Annotated in this window: 14 protein-coding genes and 1 tRNA gene; all 15 read right to left on the bottom strand. The window is 60.3% G+C overall.

Going from position 1 to position 15,503, the window contains the following annotated elements; all coding sequences use genetic code 11:
- Position 1: 1 nt before the first annotated feature.
- The 15 genes from SD196_RS25490 to SD196_RS25420 all read right to left on the bottom strand — a co-directional run bounded on the left by SD196_RS25490 (position 2) and on the right by SD196_RS25420 (position 15,502).
- Positions 2-1,291 (bottom strand): ABC transporter ATP-binding protein, encoded by a 1,290-nt coding sequence (locus tag SD196_RS25490; RefSeq protein WP_343578043.1) that lies wholly within the window; start codon positions 1,289-1,291, stop codon positions 2-4.
- Positions 1,281-2,090 (bottom strand): ABC transporter permease, encoded by an 810-nt coding sequence (locus SD196_RS25485; protein WP_343578042.1) that lies wholly within the window; start codon positions 2,088-2,090, stop codon positions 1,281-1,283. Before SD196_RS25485 ends, SD196_RS25490 begins: the two co-directional genes overlap by 11 nt.
- 28 nt (positions 2,091-2,118) lie before the next feature.
- Positions 2,119-3,366 carry a glycosyltransferase gene (locus tag SD196_RS25480; protein WP_343578041.1) on the bottom strand — a complete coding sequence of 416 codons (1,248 nt, stop codon included), beginning with the start codon at positions 3,364-3,366 and terminating at the stop codon, positions 2,119-2,121.
- Positions 3,359-3,979 carry an acyltransferase gene (locus SD196_RS25475; RefSeq protein ID WP_343578040.1) on the bottom strand — a complete coding sequence of 207 codons (621 nt, stop codon included), beginning with the start codon at positions 3,977-3,979 and terminating at the stop codon, positions 3,359-3,361. The genes SD196_RS25480 and SD196_RS25475 overlap by 8 nt, the downstream gene beginning before the upstream one ends.
- Before the next feature lie 29 nt (positions 3,980-4,008).
- Positions 4,009-5,424, bottom strand: a complete 1,416-nt coding sequence (locus SD196_RS25470) for a mannose-1-phosphate guanylyltransferase/mannose-6-phosphate isomerase (protein WP_416310808.1) — start codon at positions 5,422-5,424, stop codon at positions 4,009-4,011.
- A 146-nt stretch (positions 5,425-5,570) separates the two neighbouring features.
- On the bottom strand, positions 5,571-6,542 hold the full coding sequence (locus SD196_RS25465; RefSeq protein WP_343578039.1) for a glycosyltransferase family 2 protein: 972 nt from the start codon (positions 6,540-6,542) through the stop codon (positions 5,571-5,573).
- Positions 6,543-6,782: 240 nt separating this feature from the next.
- Positions 6,783-6,858, bottom strand: a tRNA-Thr gene (locus SD196_RS25460).
- 73 nt (positions 6,859-6,931) lie between these two features.
- A complete protein-coding gene (locus SD196_RS25455) occupies positions 6,932-8,464 on the bottom strand; it encodes a DHA2 family efflux MFS transporter permease subunit (protein ID WP_416310807.1) in 1,533 nt (510 codons plus the stop codon).
- A gap of 13 nt (positions 8,465-8,477) precedes the next feature.
- Positions 8,478-9,662, bottom strand: a complete 1,185-nt coding sequence (locus SD196_RS25450; RefSeq protein ID WP_331319682.1) for an efflux RND transporter periplasmic adaptor subunit — start codon at positions 9,660-9,662, stop codon at positions 8,478-8,480.
- Between the two features lie 14 nt (positions 9,663-9,676).
- Entirely contained in the window at positions 9,677-11,158 is a 1,482-nt protein-coding gene (locus SD196_RS25445; RefSeq protein WP_416310806.1) for an efflux transporter outer membrane subunit, read from the bottom strand.
- On the bottom strand, positions 11,155-11,634 hold the full coding sequence (locus SD196_RS25440) for a MarR family winged helix-turn-helix transcriptional regulator (protein WP_416310805.1): 480 nt from the start codon (positions 11,632-11,634) through the stop codon (positions 11,155-11,157). The genes SD196_RS25445 and SD196_RS25440 overlap by 4 nt, the downstream gene beginning before the upstream one ends.
- 387 nt (positions 11,635-12,021) lie before the next feature.
- Positions 12,022-13,242, bottom strand: a complete 1,221-nt coding sequence (locus SD196_RS25435; RefSeq protein ID WP_416310804.1) for a methyltransferase — start codon at positions 13,240-13,242, stop codon at positions 12,022-12,024.
- A gap of 66 nt (positions 13,243-13,308) precedes the next feature.
- The gene (locus tag SD196_RS25430) at positions 13,309-14,001 is read right to left on the bottom strand and encodes an ABC transporter permease (protein WP_275609071.1); all 693 of its coding nucleotides are present in this window, start codon (positions 13,999-14,001) and stop codon (positions 13,309-13,311) included.
- On the bottom strand, positions 13,998-14,693 hold the full coding sequence (locus SD196_RS25425; protein WP_275609070.1) for an ABC transporter permease: 696 nt from the start codon (positions 14,691-14,693) through the stop codon (positions 13,998-14,000). Before SD196_RS25425 ends, SD196_RS25430 begins: the two co-directional genes overlap by 4 nt.
- Positions 14,694-14,749: 56 nt before the next feature.
- Positions 14,750-15,502 carry an ABC transporter substrate-binding protein gene (locus tag SD196_RS25420; protein ID WP_331319686.1) on the bottom strand — a complete coding sequence of 251 codons (753 nt, stop codon included), beginning with the start codon at positions 15,500-15,502 and terminating at the stop codon, positions 14,750-14,752.
- Position 15,503 lies beyond the last annotated feature (1 nt).

Raw genomic sequence — 15,503 nt, 5'->3', positions numbered from 1 at the left:
ATCACCCTTGCGCTCGAGCTTGCGAAATGGTCACAACTGGACAAGGCGCCAACCAGCCAGATCCGCCGTGCTCTTGCGGCAATATGTCTATATGCCCTGCATAGGCGAGCCTTGCGTGTCGTTTGTACTCTCCACTCTCGATATCGCCGGCACCAATTGCCAGAACATAACGATTACCAGAAAAGCTCGCTTTACAACGCCACACCAACTGATGGACGCCAATCTCGAGATAATCGGAGCTAAAGCCCAACTGCTGAGTGGTTGCGCTCCAGAGCACGATATCGTCAGTGCTCTTTATTTGCATTCCGAAACAGGGGGACTGAATGGAAGATGTATTCCGGATGTCTACCCGAACAAGAAATTCTTCGTTATATGAGAAAACGCTGCGCTGATTTCCCGCCATGTCCGTAATTGCGACATTGAGGATGCTCAGCCGCGCGACGGTTTCCGGTTGCTCCTGCTGGATAGTGGTTTCCGAAGCGTCGGATACAGGCTCTGTGGGAGGGGCGGAAACGGCAATCCCGCCTTCTTCCTCGACCAGGTCGTTGGCATAATGTTTTACAACCTCGCGACACGGGCCGTCTTCGATCAGAACGCCGCGCTTGAGGTAAATGGCGCGATCACAATACTCGATCAAGGTATTGGTGGAGTGCGTGACGAGCAATATCGTTGTGCCGGCCTTTTGCAGTTCGCGAATCCGGGTCAGGCATTTTGTCTGGAAGGCGGTGTCGCCGACGGCCAGTGCTTCGTCGACGACGAGCAGTTCTGGGGACGTATGGATCGCCGTTGAGAAGGCGAGTCGTACGAACATTCCAGAAGAGTAGGTCTTGACCGGTTGGTCGATGAACTCACCAATATCGGCGAAAGCTTCGATATCGGAGAATCGTTTCCGCATCTCATCTTGAGATATTCCGGCAATGCTTCCTGCCAGAAATACGTTGTCCCGGCCCGTGAATTCGGGGTTGAACCCCGCACCGAGTTCGAGCAGGGCGGCAATTCGTCCATTGGTGACGGACATGCCGCTGGTTGCATTCAGCGTTCCGCAGATAATCTGAAGAAGCGTGGACTTCCCGGAGCCGTTACGCCCGATGATGCCAACAGTTTCTCCTCGATGGATCTGGAAGGAAACGTCCTTGAGCGCCCAGAAATCGTGGGCGTAGCTACGTGGCTTTGCTCCGAGGAGACGCTGCAATCGAGGGACTATGAACTGCAGGAAGCGGTGTGCAGGACTGTCGTATATATGGAAGCACTTGGAGAGGTTCTGAACGTCGATCAGCGTCTTAGAGGACATCGCTGAACCCCCGGCGAGTCTTGTTGAAGAACCACAGCCCCAACAAGGCGCTGAGCAGGCCAATGGCGCTGATGTTCAACAGCGCATCAGGGGATGGCGCGGAGCCATAGATGAGAACCTGTCGTGCTTGCTCGATGACCAGGGTCAGGGGATTTGCGAGCATGTAAGGTCTGAATTTTTCAGGGATCGAGTCAATAGAGTAGAAAACCGGCGACAGGAACATCATGATCGCGGTAAGCATTCCTACTAGTTGGCTTATATCCCGGAAATATACGCCGAGAGCGGAAACCAGCCACGAAAGTCCTGCCAGGAATAAAATGAATGGAATCAGGATGAGTGGAAGGTAAATCATCGTCCAACTCAGCTCCTTGGTCAGGGCCAGTTGGAGGCCGCTCAGTACAATCAATCCGGTGAAGAAATGGAAAAGGGCTGCGCCAATGACAGTCCATGGCAGAATGTCCAGCGGAAATATGACTTTCTTGACATAATTGCTGTTTCCAACAATCAATGTTGCAGACTTGCTCAAACATTCGGCGAAGAGGCCATGGCACAGCATCCCAACAAACAAGAGGACGGTGTAGTTATGGCTGTCCGTGGCGACTACGCCCCAGCGTGCCTTGAATACAGTGCCGAAGACAAAGCTGTAGACCATCAACATGGCAAGCGGGTTAATAAATGACCAGATTATTCCGAGAAAAGAACCACTGTAACGTAGGCTGATCTCTCGTCTAGAAAGTTGCCATATCAGTTCATGATTCTTTCGGAAACTCTGGATTCCGAAAATCAATGTCCTAATCATAATGCCTGTGCCTTGAAGATTTTATGCATCATGTCGAGGCTGTAAGCTTCTTGTACAAGATATCTTTGACAGTGATGCATTGTTGCAGATTGTATTTATTATCCAGGAGTTCCCTGCATGCTATCGATAGGCGATTCCTGAGCTCCGGGTCCATGGCCAGCTCGATCAGGCTTTGGGCAAACGCCTCGGGAGTGTCGCGAATGATGATGTCCTTGCCGTCGGATGCTCCAAGCCCTTCGCAGCCTTTGCTGGTGCTGATGACTGGTATGCCGTTGCTCATGGCCTCAAGGATCTTCACTCGTACGCCACCGCCTGAAAGCAGAGGCACGAACAGCAGGTGAGTCTGTGCTAATACATCGCTTAGTGATTCGACAAAGCCGTGGACCAGCACATGCTTGCCGTCATCTGCCGCCTTGAGCTCATCTGGCGGAGCTGCGCCCAGGAAGTGAATCTGGATATTGTGCTCGGCAAGTCTGTGGCGCATGAGTGGCAGGATTTCTCGGACGAACCACAGGGCGCCCTCTGCGTTGGGGTACCACCAGAAACCACCCATCCAGAGCAGGTTGATGGGACTTTCCGGCTTCTCGTTGTAATCGATATCTTTTACCGGGAGGCAGAGCGGGATGTAGTGCTTTTCGACTGGAGCGGTCACTCGGCTCATGTCATTCATCGAAATGAAGGTCATGGCCTCGAAGTTCCACTTGTTATCGCATTCAACCTGGTGAGCGTTCTGCCTGCTGATCTTCGCCGCGAACTCAATGGCGGACTTCTTCCACCCGGCAAGATGTTGAGGTATCCAGAATGGGAAGATATCGGATTCGATATTGTGGCTCACTAGGAGAGCCGGCGTCTTGGGCAGGAATTTCTTGAAGAACGCCAAGTGGCTGGAGTGGATCTCCATGGCGTCAATCTTTCGTTCTTTGACTATGCGTCGTGCATTCCTCACGGCTGCTCTGCTGTAGTAGCTGGCATCCATGAACGGCAGACCATGGAGAATGTGCTCCAAAGTATGCAGGATTCGCCCTAGCGTCTTCTTCTCCGACGGCATCTGGGCGCGGGGTTCGACGTGCACGCTGGAGAAATAGCGATCGTATTCCTCCTTGTGCTTCCGGATGTGGGCTACTTCCGCCTCTCCACCGATGGTGTACAGGTGCAGATTGTACTTGTTGGCCAGCGGAAGGAGAGTGTTGGTGACATAAATCGGCGCACCAGAGTTTGCCGGCAGCGGCGGAGACAGCGTGAAGATAAGAAGGTTTTTCTTGGTGATCTTATTCATGTGACTCATTAAAAATATCGGTGTCAAAATAGGGCGAGAACTTTGTCTTGTAAGTCAGGTTACGATTGCGCTCGCCAATGACTTTGGCTGGTACTCCGCCTACCACTGTGTAATCGGGGACCGATCTGGTCACCACTGCTCCCGCGGCTACGACCGCACCCTCTCCTACGGTGACTCCGGGCAGCAGCGTGGCTCGTGCTCCGATCCAGGCATGGTCCTTGATGATTACAGGGGCGCCAATGGCTGAAAAGTCGGGGGCGTTATGATCGTGATGCAGGCTGAGGAGGCACACCTGAAAGGAAACGTTAACGTTGTTTCCGATTTCTACCCCTGTCCGGCCGTCGATATATATCTCGCGATTGATGACGCAGTTGTCGCCAATACTGACCTGGCACCGACTGTGGTATCCGGTAAAGAATAAACGCATGCTCAGATGTGTATCGCTACCTATGCTGATCCCGAGGACTCGGCGGTAATATGCGTTGCGCAGTCGCTCGTTCGGACAGCGCGCTATCCAGTTGTTGGCAATGTAATACTTGGCAGCTGCGAGCACGTAATAGCTGGAGCGTCGAAGCAGGAAGCGCTTGAGCTTGATCTTGAGTCGTTCTGACATCTCGTTTCCCTTGCTCAGTGACCGATGTTCTAGGCTCGGCCGTAAATATCTTCGAAACGAACAATGTCATCCTCTCCTAAGTACTCCCCGCTTTGGACTTCGATCATCACCAAGTCAATCAGCCCAGGGTTTTCCAGCCGATGTTTATGGCCGGCAGGAATAAAGGTGGACTCATTGGTATTTACTAGGAACTCTTTGTCACCGTTCACCACTTTCGCCATCCCGCTAACAACGATCCAGTGTTCGCTGCGGTGGTGGTGCATTTGTAGGCTCAAGCTGGCTTGCGGCTTCACGACGATACGTTTGATTTTGAAGTGGGAGCCCTGTTCCAGAACTGTGTAGGTGCCCCAGGGGCGGGCAACGCTGCTGTGCAGCTTGTGTGCATCGTGGCCGCTGTTTTTCAGTCGGTTGTATATTTCCTTGACGGATTGCGCGTGGTCGCGCTCAGCGATCAGCAGTGCGTCACTGGTGTCAATGATGATCAGGTTCTGAACGCCAACCGCTCCGATTAGTCGATTGGAGCTACGGATGTAACAGTCCTTGGTGTCGTGCAGAAGCGCTTCGCCTTCGACGCGATTGCCATTGTCGTCGGAGGAAACCAAGTCGCCCATTGCGCTCCACGAACCAATGTCGCGCCAGCCAATGGTGCAGGGAACAACAGAAACCTGATCGGACTTTTCTATGATCGCGTAGTCGATCGAGTCTTCTGGCATCCCTTGGAATTTCTCTTGGTCGAGCTCGATCTGCCGATAGTTATTGCCCTCGGTGCGAACAGCGCTATCCAAGCAGAGATTGGCGGACCGTAAAATCTCTGGAGAGTGTTTCAAGAGCTCTTGCAGCATGGTCTTTGCGGCAAAGCAGAACATGCCAGAGTTCCAGTAGTAGTTCCCGGCCGTCAGGTACTCCTCGGCTTTGGCCTTGTTGGGTTTCTCAATGAATCGGTCAACTTTGTGGCCTGTCGCCTGGATGTAGCCGTATCCGGTTTCCGCGCTTTCGGGTGTGATGCCGAACGTTACGATTTGCCCTTTGGCAGCTAGTTCCATGGCCTTGCCGACTGCAGAGGTAAATGCTGCTTCGTCGAGGATCAGATGGTCGGCGGGTAGCACGAGCAGCTGGGCGTCGTCGCCATAGGTGTCTAGAACGAATTGAGCGGCTAATGCAATAGCACCTGCGGTATTGCGACCGAAGGGCTCGAGAATGAACGAGGTTTTCAGCGCCCCCTGATTTTGCGCGGCGTATTCATCCTTCGTCTTGAACAGCAGTTCTCTGTTGGTGACGGTCAGAATCTCTGCAACATCAGGAAGGACACTTGCGCGTGTGAAGGCCTTTTGTAGCAGGCTGAGGCCGTCGGCCAGCTTGATGAATGGCTTTGGGTGTTGCTCACGGGATACGGGCCACAACCTGGAGCCTGCTCCGCCGCACAGAATGGTGGGAATCAGTTGCATAATATTCAGATCTCACGCTGTGGTCTGGAGACGAGTTCGCCGGTGGGCGATTCGGTCCAAGGAAAAGGAAAGTGGCGACGCTACGTGCGTACAGCCTGCCTTATAGAATTTCTTGGATAGGGGGGGGCTGTACTGATGCATGGCCTTCATACGCGATTGATCAACATGGCGGCAGTCAGACCGACATTCTCAATCGCGGATTGGCGGTGGACGCCGGCTCGTCGGAACCCGGCCAGTCGCGAGCTCAAGCAGGCCCCTCTCGCATTGCGGAACGTTAGCAGGCTGGCCCGGCTGGATGGAGTCAGTTCGTTCTCGAACGACGCCAGCGCTTCAATGTTTGCGCTGTTCCAGGCTTTGAAAGTGCCGTCGAACATCTTGTTCAGTCGCGCGAGTCGATCTCGTAGGCGAGTGTTGGAACCCATCAGGTTCTGGCCATGCTGGCGATAGTCTACTTGAGGAGTGCTCTCGTAAAAGACGGCGCCACCGCAGCCGGTGACCAACAGGTATGCCCACCAGTCATGAGAGATGATGGTTGTATGCGGGGGGGTTCTGCCTAGTAGTTTTCTGGCTGCTTCATTCATCACCATGGTGTTCCCGCCCGCGATGCTCTGAACCAGCGCATTGCTGAAGGAGGGAGGGCGTCGAAACAGCGGAGAGAATCCAATAGGATTGCTGCTCTCATCCACCAAGCGAGTGCGAGAGCAATATAGCGCGGGAGTCGCTTCAGGAGCGGATGACAGCCACTTTAGCGCGTACTCCAGCTTTCGCGGGGCCCAGATGTCGTCCTGATCGCAAAAGGCGAAGTACTGTGCACCGATGTCGTCGGCGCGGAGCAGCGACAGGAAGTTTTCTGAGAATCCTCTAGCCGGACCTAGACGTACGCTCAGCCGTTCAGCACCGATCTGCTGCCGATTCTGTCGGAGAACGTCGAGTGTGCCATCACTGGAGCCATCGTCCGATGCATGGATAGTCCAGTTTGTATGGGTCTGCTGATACAGTGAGTCAAGCTGCTCCTGAAGGAACGACTCGCCGTTGAAAGTCGACATCAGGATGGCAACGTGCTGGCCTTGCTCCTGCTTCCTTGCTGGGCACGGCGCTGGTTGAGGTTTGTAGGTCAACGTGCCCCCCCTGGCGTAGTCGTCCTGAAGTCATATGAACCTTCAGTCTGCGGCGGACAACCTGCACTGGGAGCGCAAGACTCTACTGAAGACTTGAGATTGCTGGCGATTATATTCATCAAGGCGAAGGAGTAAACCGACAGAGCAACGCGGGCAGAAATAGAAAACTACGACACTAGCTGCCTCGGGAGGTTCCTTTGCCAAGAAAAAAGCCTCGTCGACGGACGAGGCTTCAGGAAATGGTGCCGGCACCAGGAATCGAACCCGGGACCTACTGATTACAAGTCAGTTGCTCTACCAGCTGAGCTATACCGGCAAGGAGGGCCGCCATTATAGCGGCGCGGGCAGGGGTGTAAACCACTGATTTTGCAGTGTGATGCAGTCCCAGGTCAGTGTCCGCCCGCGGTAGCCGCGCCGGGTTTGGCGCCGAAGGGGGGCTTGGCCAGGCAGATGACTACCAGCATGGCGAGGAACAGCCAGCCGAGCAGGGTGAAGTAGTCGATGGTCGACATCATGTAGGCCTGGCTCTCCACCATGCGCTCCAGCAGCGAAGCGCTGTGTTGGCCGGGGCCGCCGAGCTGATCGACGGTCGCTTGGGTAGCCGGATCGTATGGGCTGAGGTTTTCGGTCAGGTAGGCGTGGTGCATGGTGGCGCGGCGGTTCCACAGCCAGGTGGTCAGGGAGGCGGCGAAGCTGCCGGCCAGGGTGCGCAGGAAGGTGGCCAGGCCCGAGCCGTCGGCGATCTGCTCCGGCGGCAGGTCCGAGAGCAGGATGCTGAGGATCGGCATGAAGAAGAACGCCACGCCGAAGCCCATAAACATCTGCACCAAGGCGACGTGGGTGTAATCGACTTCGGTGGTGAAGTTGGCGCGCATGAAGCAGGTCCCGGCCATCGTCAGGAAGGCCAGGCCGGCGACCACGCGCAGGTCGAAGCTCTGTGCGTAGCGTCCGACGATCGGTGACAGGAAGATCGGCAGGACGCCGATCGGCGCCGCCGCCAGGCCCGCCCAGGTGGCGGTGTAGCCCATCTGCGTCTGCAGCCACAACGGCAGCAGCAGCCCCATGCCGAAGAAGCCGGCGTAGCCGCCGACCAGGGCCAGGGTTCCGACGGTGAAGTTGCGGTGCACGAATAGTCGCAGATTGACGATCGGGTGGCGGTCGGTCAGTTCCCAGATCACGAACACGGCCAGGGCGATCACTGCGACCACCGTGCCGCCGATGATGAAGTTGGACTCGAACCAGTCCAGATCATTGCCCTTGTCGAGCACGATCTGCAGGGCGCCGACGCCCAGCACCAGCATCGCCAGCCCCATGTAGTCCATTGGTGCGTGCTTGATCACTACCGGTCGCTCGCGTAGCTGCTGGTAAACCACCATGGCGGCGAACAGGCCGATGGGCACGTTGATGAAGAAGATCCACGGCCAGCTGTAGCTGTCGGTGATCCAGCCGCCGAGGATCGGTCCGGCGATGGGCGCGACCACCGTCACCATGGCCAGTAGCGCCAGTGCCATCCCGCGTTTGGCGGGAGGGTAGATGGAGATCAGCAGGGTCTGGGTGATCGGGTAGAGCGGCCCGGCGACGAAGCCCTGCAGGGCGCGAAAGCCCACCAGCATGCCCATCTGCTGTGCAACGCCGCAAAGGAAGGAGGCGATCACGAAGAGCAGGGTGGCGGCGATGAACAGCCGTACCTCCCCGACTTTCCGGCTGAGCCAACCGGTCAGCGGCAGGGCGATGGCGTTGCTCACCGCGAAGGAGGTGATCACCCAGGTGCCCTGTTCGGAGCTGACGCCCAGGTTGCCGGAGATGGTCGGCAGCGCCACGTTGGCGATCGTGGTGTCCAGCACCTGCATGAAGGTCGCCAGCGACAGGCCGATGGTGGCCATCACCAGGCTGGGCGGGGAGAAGCTGCTGTTCTGGCTCATGGTGTCGGGGGCATCAGCGCTGCGCGGTGCGGTGGGTGGCGTCGGCCAGGTTGGCGTGGATCAGCTGTTCGATCAGTTGGTCGGCGGAGGCCAGCTGCTGCTGATAGACGTCAGTGGAGAACAGCGCTTCGCGCGGTGACTGCTGGGCCAGGGCTGGGCCGCTCTGGTCGTGCAGGTTGACGTTGACGCTCATCGACAGGCCGATGCGCAGTGGGTGCTTGGCCAGCTCGTCCGGGCTGATGCGGATGCGCACGGGTACGCGCTGGACGATCTTGATCCAGTTGCCGGTGGCGTTCTGCGCCGGCAGCAGGGAGAAGGCGCTGCCGGTGCCGACGCCGAGGCTGTCGACGGTGCCGGAGTACTTCACTTCGCTGCCATAGAGGTCGGAGCGAATTTCCACCGGTTGGCCGATGCGCATGTGCTTGAGCTGGGTTTCCTTGAAGTTGGCGTCGATCCACACCTGGTCCAGGGGAATCACCGCCATCAGCGCGGCGCCCGGCTGCACGCGCTGGCCGACCTGCACGGTGCGCTTGGCGACGTAGCCGGTGACCGGCGCGATGATCACTGCGCGAGCGTCGTCCAGGTAGGCCTGGCGCAGCTTGGCGGCGGCAGCCTTGACGTCCGGATGGGAGGCGATGACGGTGTCGTCGATCAGCGCGCGGTTGGTGTCCAGCTGTTGTTCGGCGCTGGTCAGCGAGCTGCGCGCGGTGTCCAGGGCGTCGCGGGCGTGGGCCAGCTCCTCCTGGGAAATGGCGCCGTCGTTGGCGAGATTCTGCCGGCGCTTGAAGTCCGCTTCGGCCTTGGCCAGGGCGACCTTCTTCGCCGCCACGTCGGCCTTGTAGCCGTCGACGTTGCTGAACAGGCCGCGAACTTGGCGCACGGTGCGCGCGAGGTTGGCTTCGGCCTGCTGCAGGGCGATGTCGGCGTCGCTCGGGTCGAACTTCACCAGTACCTGGCCCTTCTGCACCAGGTCGCCGTCATCGGCGCCGATGCTGACCACGGTGCCGGTGATCTGCGGGGTGATCTGTACGACGTTGCCGTTCACGTAGGCGTCTTCGGTGTCTTCGTGCCAGCGGCCGTAAATGATCTGCCAGGCCACGCTGGCGAGGCCGGCCAGTACGACGACGGCGAGCAGGATCAGCAGCCAGCGCTTGCGCTTGGGATTGCCGTTCGGGATTTCTTGAGTGGGGGTGCTCATGTCGGGTGCCTCGTTCAATGCGCGGCGGCCGCATTCGCCTGGGCGAGCGGGGCGGGAGTGGAGGTGGTATCGGGCTGGTAGCCGCCGCCCAGGGCCTGGACGAGCTGGACCGAGAGGTCGATGCGCTCGGCGTCGAGGTTGGCCAGTTGGCGCTCGGCGACCAGCAGCTGCTGCTGCACGCTGAGGGCGTCGAGGTAGTTGCCGACCCCTTCGCCGTAGCGGCGCATGGCCAGGTCGAAGTTGGACTTGGCGATATCCCGTGCTTCGCGCTGGTCGTTGATCTGCTGCTCCAGCGAGCGCAGCCGGCCGAGGTCGTCGGTGACTTCGCCGAGGGCGTTGACCAGGGTCTTGTTGTACTGGGCGACGGCCAGGTCGTAGTCGGCGTCTTTCCCGGCGAGGTTTGCGCGCAGGCGGCCGCCGTCGAAGATCGGCAGGGAAATCGCCGGGGCGATCTGGAAGAAGCGGCTCGGCGCCTTCAGTACGTCCTCGGTGTGCATCGCGGCCAGGCCGACCATCGCCCCCAGGTTGAGGTTCGGATAGAACTCGGTCTTGGCCGACTGGATGTCCTTGGCGCTCGCCTCGACGCGCCAGCGTGCTGCGACGATGTCCGGGCGGCGCCCGAGCAGTTCGGCAGGCAGGTTCGAGGGCAGTGCCAGAGCGCCAGGCTTTAGTACCTGCGGGCGCTGCAGGCTCTGCCCGCGGTCCGGGCCCTGGCCCAGCAGCACGGCCAGGGCGATGCGATCGCTGGCGATTTCCTGTTCCGCAGCCGCCAGTTGTTGCTTCGCGCTGGCGACCTGGGTCTGCGTCTGCTGCAGCTGGACCTTGCTATCCAGGCCAGCGTCCATGCGTTTCTGGCTGAGCTGGTAGAGGTGCTGCGAGCGCTCCAACTCGTCACGGGCCAGGTCGCGGACGACAAAGGCATGGGCCAGGTTGCTGTAGGCGCGGGCGACGTTGGTGGAAAGGGTGATCGACGCGGCCTGGCGGTCGACTTCGGCGGCGTTGGCCTGGCCCAGGGCCGCTTCCCAGGCGGCGCGCTTACCGCCCCAGAGGTCCAGGTCATAGCTGAAGCTCAGCGACAGGTACTTCACTGCCGAATAACGCCCCCCCATCGGGGCGGGAAGCACGCTTTCGGGGGCGCGGATGCCGGCGTAGCTGGCGGTGCCCTTCACGCTGGGCAGGCGGTCGGCGTCCTGCGCCTGGGCGGCGGCGATGGCCTGGCGCGCGCGGGCGCTGGCGATGTCCAGGTCCGGCGTACCGCGCAGGGCTTCGTCGATCAGGTGGTCCAGTTGCGGATCGCCCAAGCTGGTCCACCAGCGCTGGCTGGGCCAGGAGGCGGGGGACAGGGTTGTGCCATTGAGGGTAGTACCGGCTTTCAGGCTGGCGGGGTCGGTGGCCTGGCCGCTGGGCAGCAAGCCCGAGGAGCTGACGCAGCCCGCAAGGCTCAGCGCCGCGCCCAGCATGCAGGCCGGTAGGCGGGCGATGCGCAAGGGCGTCATGTTCTGTTCTCCTGCGCCGGATCGATGGGTAGCACGCCGTGGGCATGCAGGATCTTGTCGAGCAGGCTGGTCAGGGTGTGCAGTTCTTCGCGGGAAAGACTGCCGACCAACTCGTTCATCGCCGCCGCGGCGATCTGTGGGGACTGGGCGTGCACTGCCTGGCCGGCCGCGCTGAGGTGCAGGCGTACGCTGCGCCGATCGTTCTGGCAGGGCTGGCGGACCAGCAGGTCCTTGCGCGCCAGGCGATCGAGCATCCGCGTCATCGAGCCGCTGTCGATGGACAGTTCGCGGCACAGCTCGGCCGGAGTGTTGGCGCGGTCGTGGCCGATGAAGAACAGCACCTTGAACTGGGCCGCGGTGATGTCCAGGTGTGCCAGGTGCTTGTCCAGCAGGCGGTCCTTGAGGAGCGCGCTGGCCCCCAGGAGGTGGCCGATGGAGCCCTTGAAGGGAAAATCCGCGACGTCGTAGTGATTCATGGCAAGACTAATAGCTGTCTAGGCAGGGATATATTTCGAAATATTACTGCTTAGGCAGGGATTGACAAGAGGGGATTGTCGCCACGGGGGAACAATCAATTCCATGAATCGAAATTGATGTGCGTGGAGCAACAAGTTCTGTGAGGACGGGATGCGTAGCCGGGGCCTTATGCACAGTGCCCGGCGTTTTGCTGAAGAAATTGAATATTCATTGTGAGGTCCATCACGGCTTTTTCTAATCGATTGTTTTTAAAGGATTTAAGAAAAAGTTCGGAAAATGGCCAAAGAGCCCCGGTGCCCGCTGGGCTGGGCTTGAGCGCTATTTTTCTCGGTGATTTCAACAGAGTTATCCACAGCAGCTGTGGATGGATGGCTGGAACGCCCGTCTCAGAAGCGTTCCGCGAGCAGGAGCAGATTGCGGGGTGTCATACGGGGCTCGCAGAAGCCTCCGAGGGTGACCTTATAACCACGCTCCTGAAGAAAGAGCGCTCGATCCAGCAGTAGCCATAGCTCCAGTGGACGACGGAATAGTCCGCGCACCAGTTCCAGGTTGCGCACCACGGCCAGGCGCTTCCAGCCCTGCGCCTCCAGGTCCGACCAGTCGCGCTCGGCGGGGGAGGGCAGGCCTTTCAGCGCGGCCAGGTCGCGGCAGTAGTCTGAGAACGGCTTGTCGAGCCAGGTCGGTGGGACCGAGGGGACCGGCAAGTAGTCGTCGGTCCCCCGCAGATCCCGTTGCAGCAGGTCGAAGGCCAGGCGGCGCGCCATCGAGCGGTCGCGCTGTCGGCGCACGCGCGCGCCGGCGGTGACGGTTTCGGCCAGCGGCAGGCGCAGGTCGTCTCGCGACAGCAGCAGCGTCGAGCCTTGTGCAGCGCCAGAGAGGGGCTGGTAGTTGTCGCTGTCGATGCGGTTATAACAGCAGGGCGCGACGGCCAATTGGCGGCAGCCGCGTTCGCTGGCCAGTTGCAGCAGCCGAACGTGCAGGTCGCCGCAGGCGTGCAGGGCCACCGCTGTCTGCTCGCTTTCCAGGTGCTCGGCGGCATTGGCGGCAAGCACATCCTGCTGGCGGTGGGTGGCCTGCAGCTTCAGTCGATCGCTCAGGCGCTGCCCGTCCTCCACCAGGGCGGCGTCGTATTCCAGGCTGAGCAGCGGATTGCCATCGCGTGCCAGCAAACGGCCGAGATGGCCTTTTCCAGCGCACCAGTCGAGCCACTGGCGAGGTGACTGGGCGAAGCCCAGGCGGCTGGCGAATGCCTCGATCTGTTGCCACTTGCGGCCGGGCACATCGACGGTCAGGGCTGTGGGCAACTGACCGAGCGCGACTGCTGGCAATTCCCCGACGGCGGACAGCTGTGCGGCACGGGCTGCCAGTTCGGGAAAGGGTGCGGGAGCGTGCAGCTGCGCGGTGAGGTGGTGGTCCGCATCGGCCTCTTCCAGGCTGCGGCTACGCAGCCAGCCGGCCAGCTCCGGGTGTTCGCGCTCCCACGGCAGTTCGAGCACGGTGAACGGCTTCGGCCGCCAGAGCGTCTGGTGCTGCAACAGAAACTCGTCCAGCTGCAGAAAGCGCTGGAGCAGGTCGGGGCCGGTCAGGGGAGTGTCGTTCGGGTGCACGGTGCACGGCGGGCAAGATCACGGGGCGCGCAGTATAGCGGCCCCGTGCCTCGCTGGGCGTGCCGATCAGCGGCCTTGCATCATGTCGACGCGCAGCCAGTGCTCGACCAGGCGGAAGATACGGGTCAGCAGCAGGGTGATCAGCAGATAGAACGCGCCGGCCAGGCAGAAGAACAGCATGGCCTCATAGGTGCGCGCGATGATGGTGCGGGTCATGCCCATGATGTCGAACAGAGTCACGGTGTACACCACGGCGCTGGCCTTGAGCATGAGGATCACCTCGTTGCTGTAGGCCGGCAGGGCGATACGCGCCGCACGCGGAAGGATGATGTGGAACAGCGCCTGACGCCGCGACATGCCCAGCGCACGGGCCGCTTCCACTTCACCGAACGGGATGGCGTGGATGGCGCCGCGGAGGATTTCCGCGATGTAGGCCGCCGTGTGCAGGGTCATGGTCAACAGCGCGCACCAGTAGGGATCGCGCAGATAGGGCCAGAGACTGCTCTTGCGCACCGCATCGAACTGCGCGAGGCCGTAGTAGACCAGGGCCAGTTGCAGCAGCAGCGGTGTGCCGCGGAAGAAGAAGACGTAGGCATAGGGCACTGCGCGCACGTACCAGTGTCGCGAGGCGCGGGCGATGCCCAGCGGTATTGCCAGGCACAGGCCGGCGACCACGGCGATGGCCAGCAGCTCCAGGGTCAGTTGCACACCCAGGAGCATCTTCGGCATCCACTTGATGATCAGCTCGAAGTCGGTCATAGCTCGTTCCTCACGAAGCCACGGCCGGCGCGGCGCTCAAGATAATGCAGGGCGGCCATCACGAAGATGGTCAGACCCAGGTAGATCAGTGCGGCCACCATGTAGAAGGTGAAGGGCTCCTTGGTCGCGTTGGATGCGACGCTGGCCTTGCGCATGATTTCGTCGAGGCTGATCAGCGAAACCAGGGCGGTATCCTTCAGCAGGATCAGATACAGGTTGCCCAGGCCCGGCAATGCCACGCGCCACACCTGCGGCAGCACCACGCGCCAGAAGATGCGCGGCGCGGAAAGCCCCAGCGCCTGGCCGGCCTCGCGATGTCCCTTGGGGATTGCCAGTAGCGCGCCACGGAACACCTCGGTGGCATACGCGCCGAAGCACAGGCCCAGTGCACAGGTACCGGCGGCGAAGGGCGACAGGGCGAACTCGGGGTGGCCGAACAGGTCACCCAGGGCGTTCAGTCCGGTCACGGTGCCGAAGTAGATCATCAGTACCCAGAGGGTCTCGGGTACGCCACGCACCACGGTGGTGTAGAAGCCGCCGAGCATGCGCAGGAAATTGTTCTTGGACGTCTTGGCTACCGCGCCCAGCAGACCGAGGATCAGTCCGACGCAGACTGCGGAAAGCGAGAGCTTGAGCGTCATCCAGGTGCCGGCGATCAGCTGATCGCCAAAGCCGTGCAGGTCGAAAATCATGGGGAATCACGCCTGAGGGCGCGCGCCGCCCGAGTCCGGGCGGCGCGGCACGTGCATCAATAGATGCTGAAGGGGAAGTACTTTTCGTTGATCTTCTTGTAGGTACCGTCGTCGACGATTTCCTTCAGAGCGGCATTCAGCTTGTCGCGCAGCGGATCACCCTTGCGCACGGCGATGCCGATCTTGTCGTTGTCGAACACCGGCTCGCCCTTGAACTCGAAGTCCTTGCCGGCGTCGCTCTTGAGCCAGTCGTACTGCACGAACTTGTCGGCCAGTACGCCGTCGAGGCGGCCCGAGGAGAGGTCGAGGTAGGCGTTTTCCTGGGTGTCGTACAGCTTGATGGTGACGGTGTCGGACATGTTGTCCTCAAGCCAGGTACCGGCAACGGTCGCGCGCTGGGCACCGATCACCTTGCCTTTCAGGTAGCCCTTGTCGGTCTTGAAGTCGGTCGACTTGGGTGCCACGAACTGCAGCTTGTTGGTGTAGTACGGGCTGGTGAAGTCCACTGCCTGCTTGCGCTCGTCGGTGATCGACATGGAAGCGACGATGAAGTCGAACTTCTTGGCGTTCAGGGCGGGGATGATGCCGTCCCAGTCGGAGGTCACGACGTCGCACTCGGTCTTCATCTTGGCGCACAGGGCCTTGGCGATGTCGACGTCGAAGCCGATAACCTGGCCGCTGGCGTCGATGCCGTTGAAGGGCGGGTAGGCGCCTTCGGTACCGATGCGCAGCTTCTCCGCGGCGATGGCGTTGCCCCCGATGGCCAGAGTGGCCGCGACAGCCAGGATGATCTTCTTATAGTTGTTCATG

The sequence above is a fragment of the Pseudomonas macauensis genome, assembly GCF_047902425.1.
Classification (GTDB): Bacteria; Pseudomonadota; Gammaproteobacteria; order Pseudomonadales; family Pseudomonadaceae; genus Pseudomonas.
The sequence above is the reverse complement of the archived record's forward strand: the minus strand, read 5'-3'. Positions and strand labels throughout refer to the sequence as shown.

Excerpts from the sequence above, each read along its gene's own strand:
- SD196_RS25490 (WP_343578043.1), bottom strand. The coding sequence starts at position 1,291 with ATGTCCTCTAAGACGCTGATCGACGTTCAGAACCTCTCCAAGTGCTTC.
- SD196_RS25485 (WP_343578042.1), bottom strand. The coding sequence starts at position 2,090 with ATGATTAGGACATTGATTTTCGGAATCCAGAGTTTCCGAAAGAATCAT.
- SD196_RS25480 (WP_343578041.1), bottom strand. The coding sequence starts at position 3,366 with ATGAATAAGATCACCAAGAAAAACCTTCTTATCTTCACGCTGTCTCCG.
- SD196_RS25475 (WP_343578040.1), bottom strand. The coding sequence starts at position 3,979 with ATGTCAGAACGACTCAAGATCAAGCTCAAGCGCTTCCTGCTTCGACGC.
- SD196_RS25470 (WP_416310808.1), bottom strand. The coding sequence starts at position 5,424 with ATGCAACTGATTCCCACCATTCTGTGCGGCGGAGCAGGCTCCAGGTTG.
- SD196_RS25455 (WP_416310807.1), bottom strand. The coding sequence starts at position 8,464 with ATGAGCCAGAACAGCAGCTTCTCCCCGCCCAGCCTGGTGATGGCCACC.
- SD196_RS25450 (WP_331319682.1), bottom strand. The coding sequence starts at position 9,662 with ATGAGCACCCCCACTCAAGAAATCCCGAACGGCAATCCCAAGCGCAAG.
- SD196_RS25445 (WP_416310806.1), bottom strand. The coding sequence starts at position 11,158 with ATGACGCCCTTGCGCATCGCCCGCCTACCGGCCTGCATGCTGGGCGCG.
- SD196_RS25440 (WP_416310805.1), bottom strand. The coding sequence starts at position 11,634 with ATGAATCACTACGACGTCGCGGATTTTCCCTTCAAGGGCTCCATCGGC.
- SD196_RS25430 (WP_275609071.1), bottom strand. The coding sequence starts at position 14,001 with ATGACCGACTTCGAGCTGATCATCAAGTGGATGCCGAAGATGCTCCTG.
- SD196_RS25425 (WP_275609070.1), bottom strand. The coding sequence starts at position 14,693 with ATGATTTTCGACCTGCACGGCTTTGGCGATCAGCTGATCGCCGGCACC.
- SD196_RS25420 (WP_331319686.1), bottom strand. The coding sequence starts at position 15,502 with ATGAACAACTATAAGAAGATCATCCTGGCTGTCGCGGCCACTCTGGCC.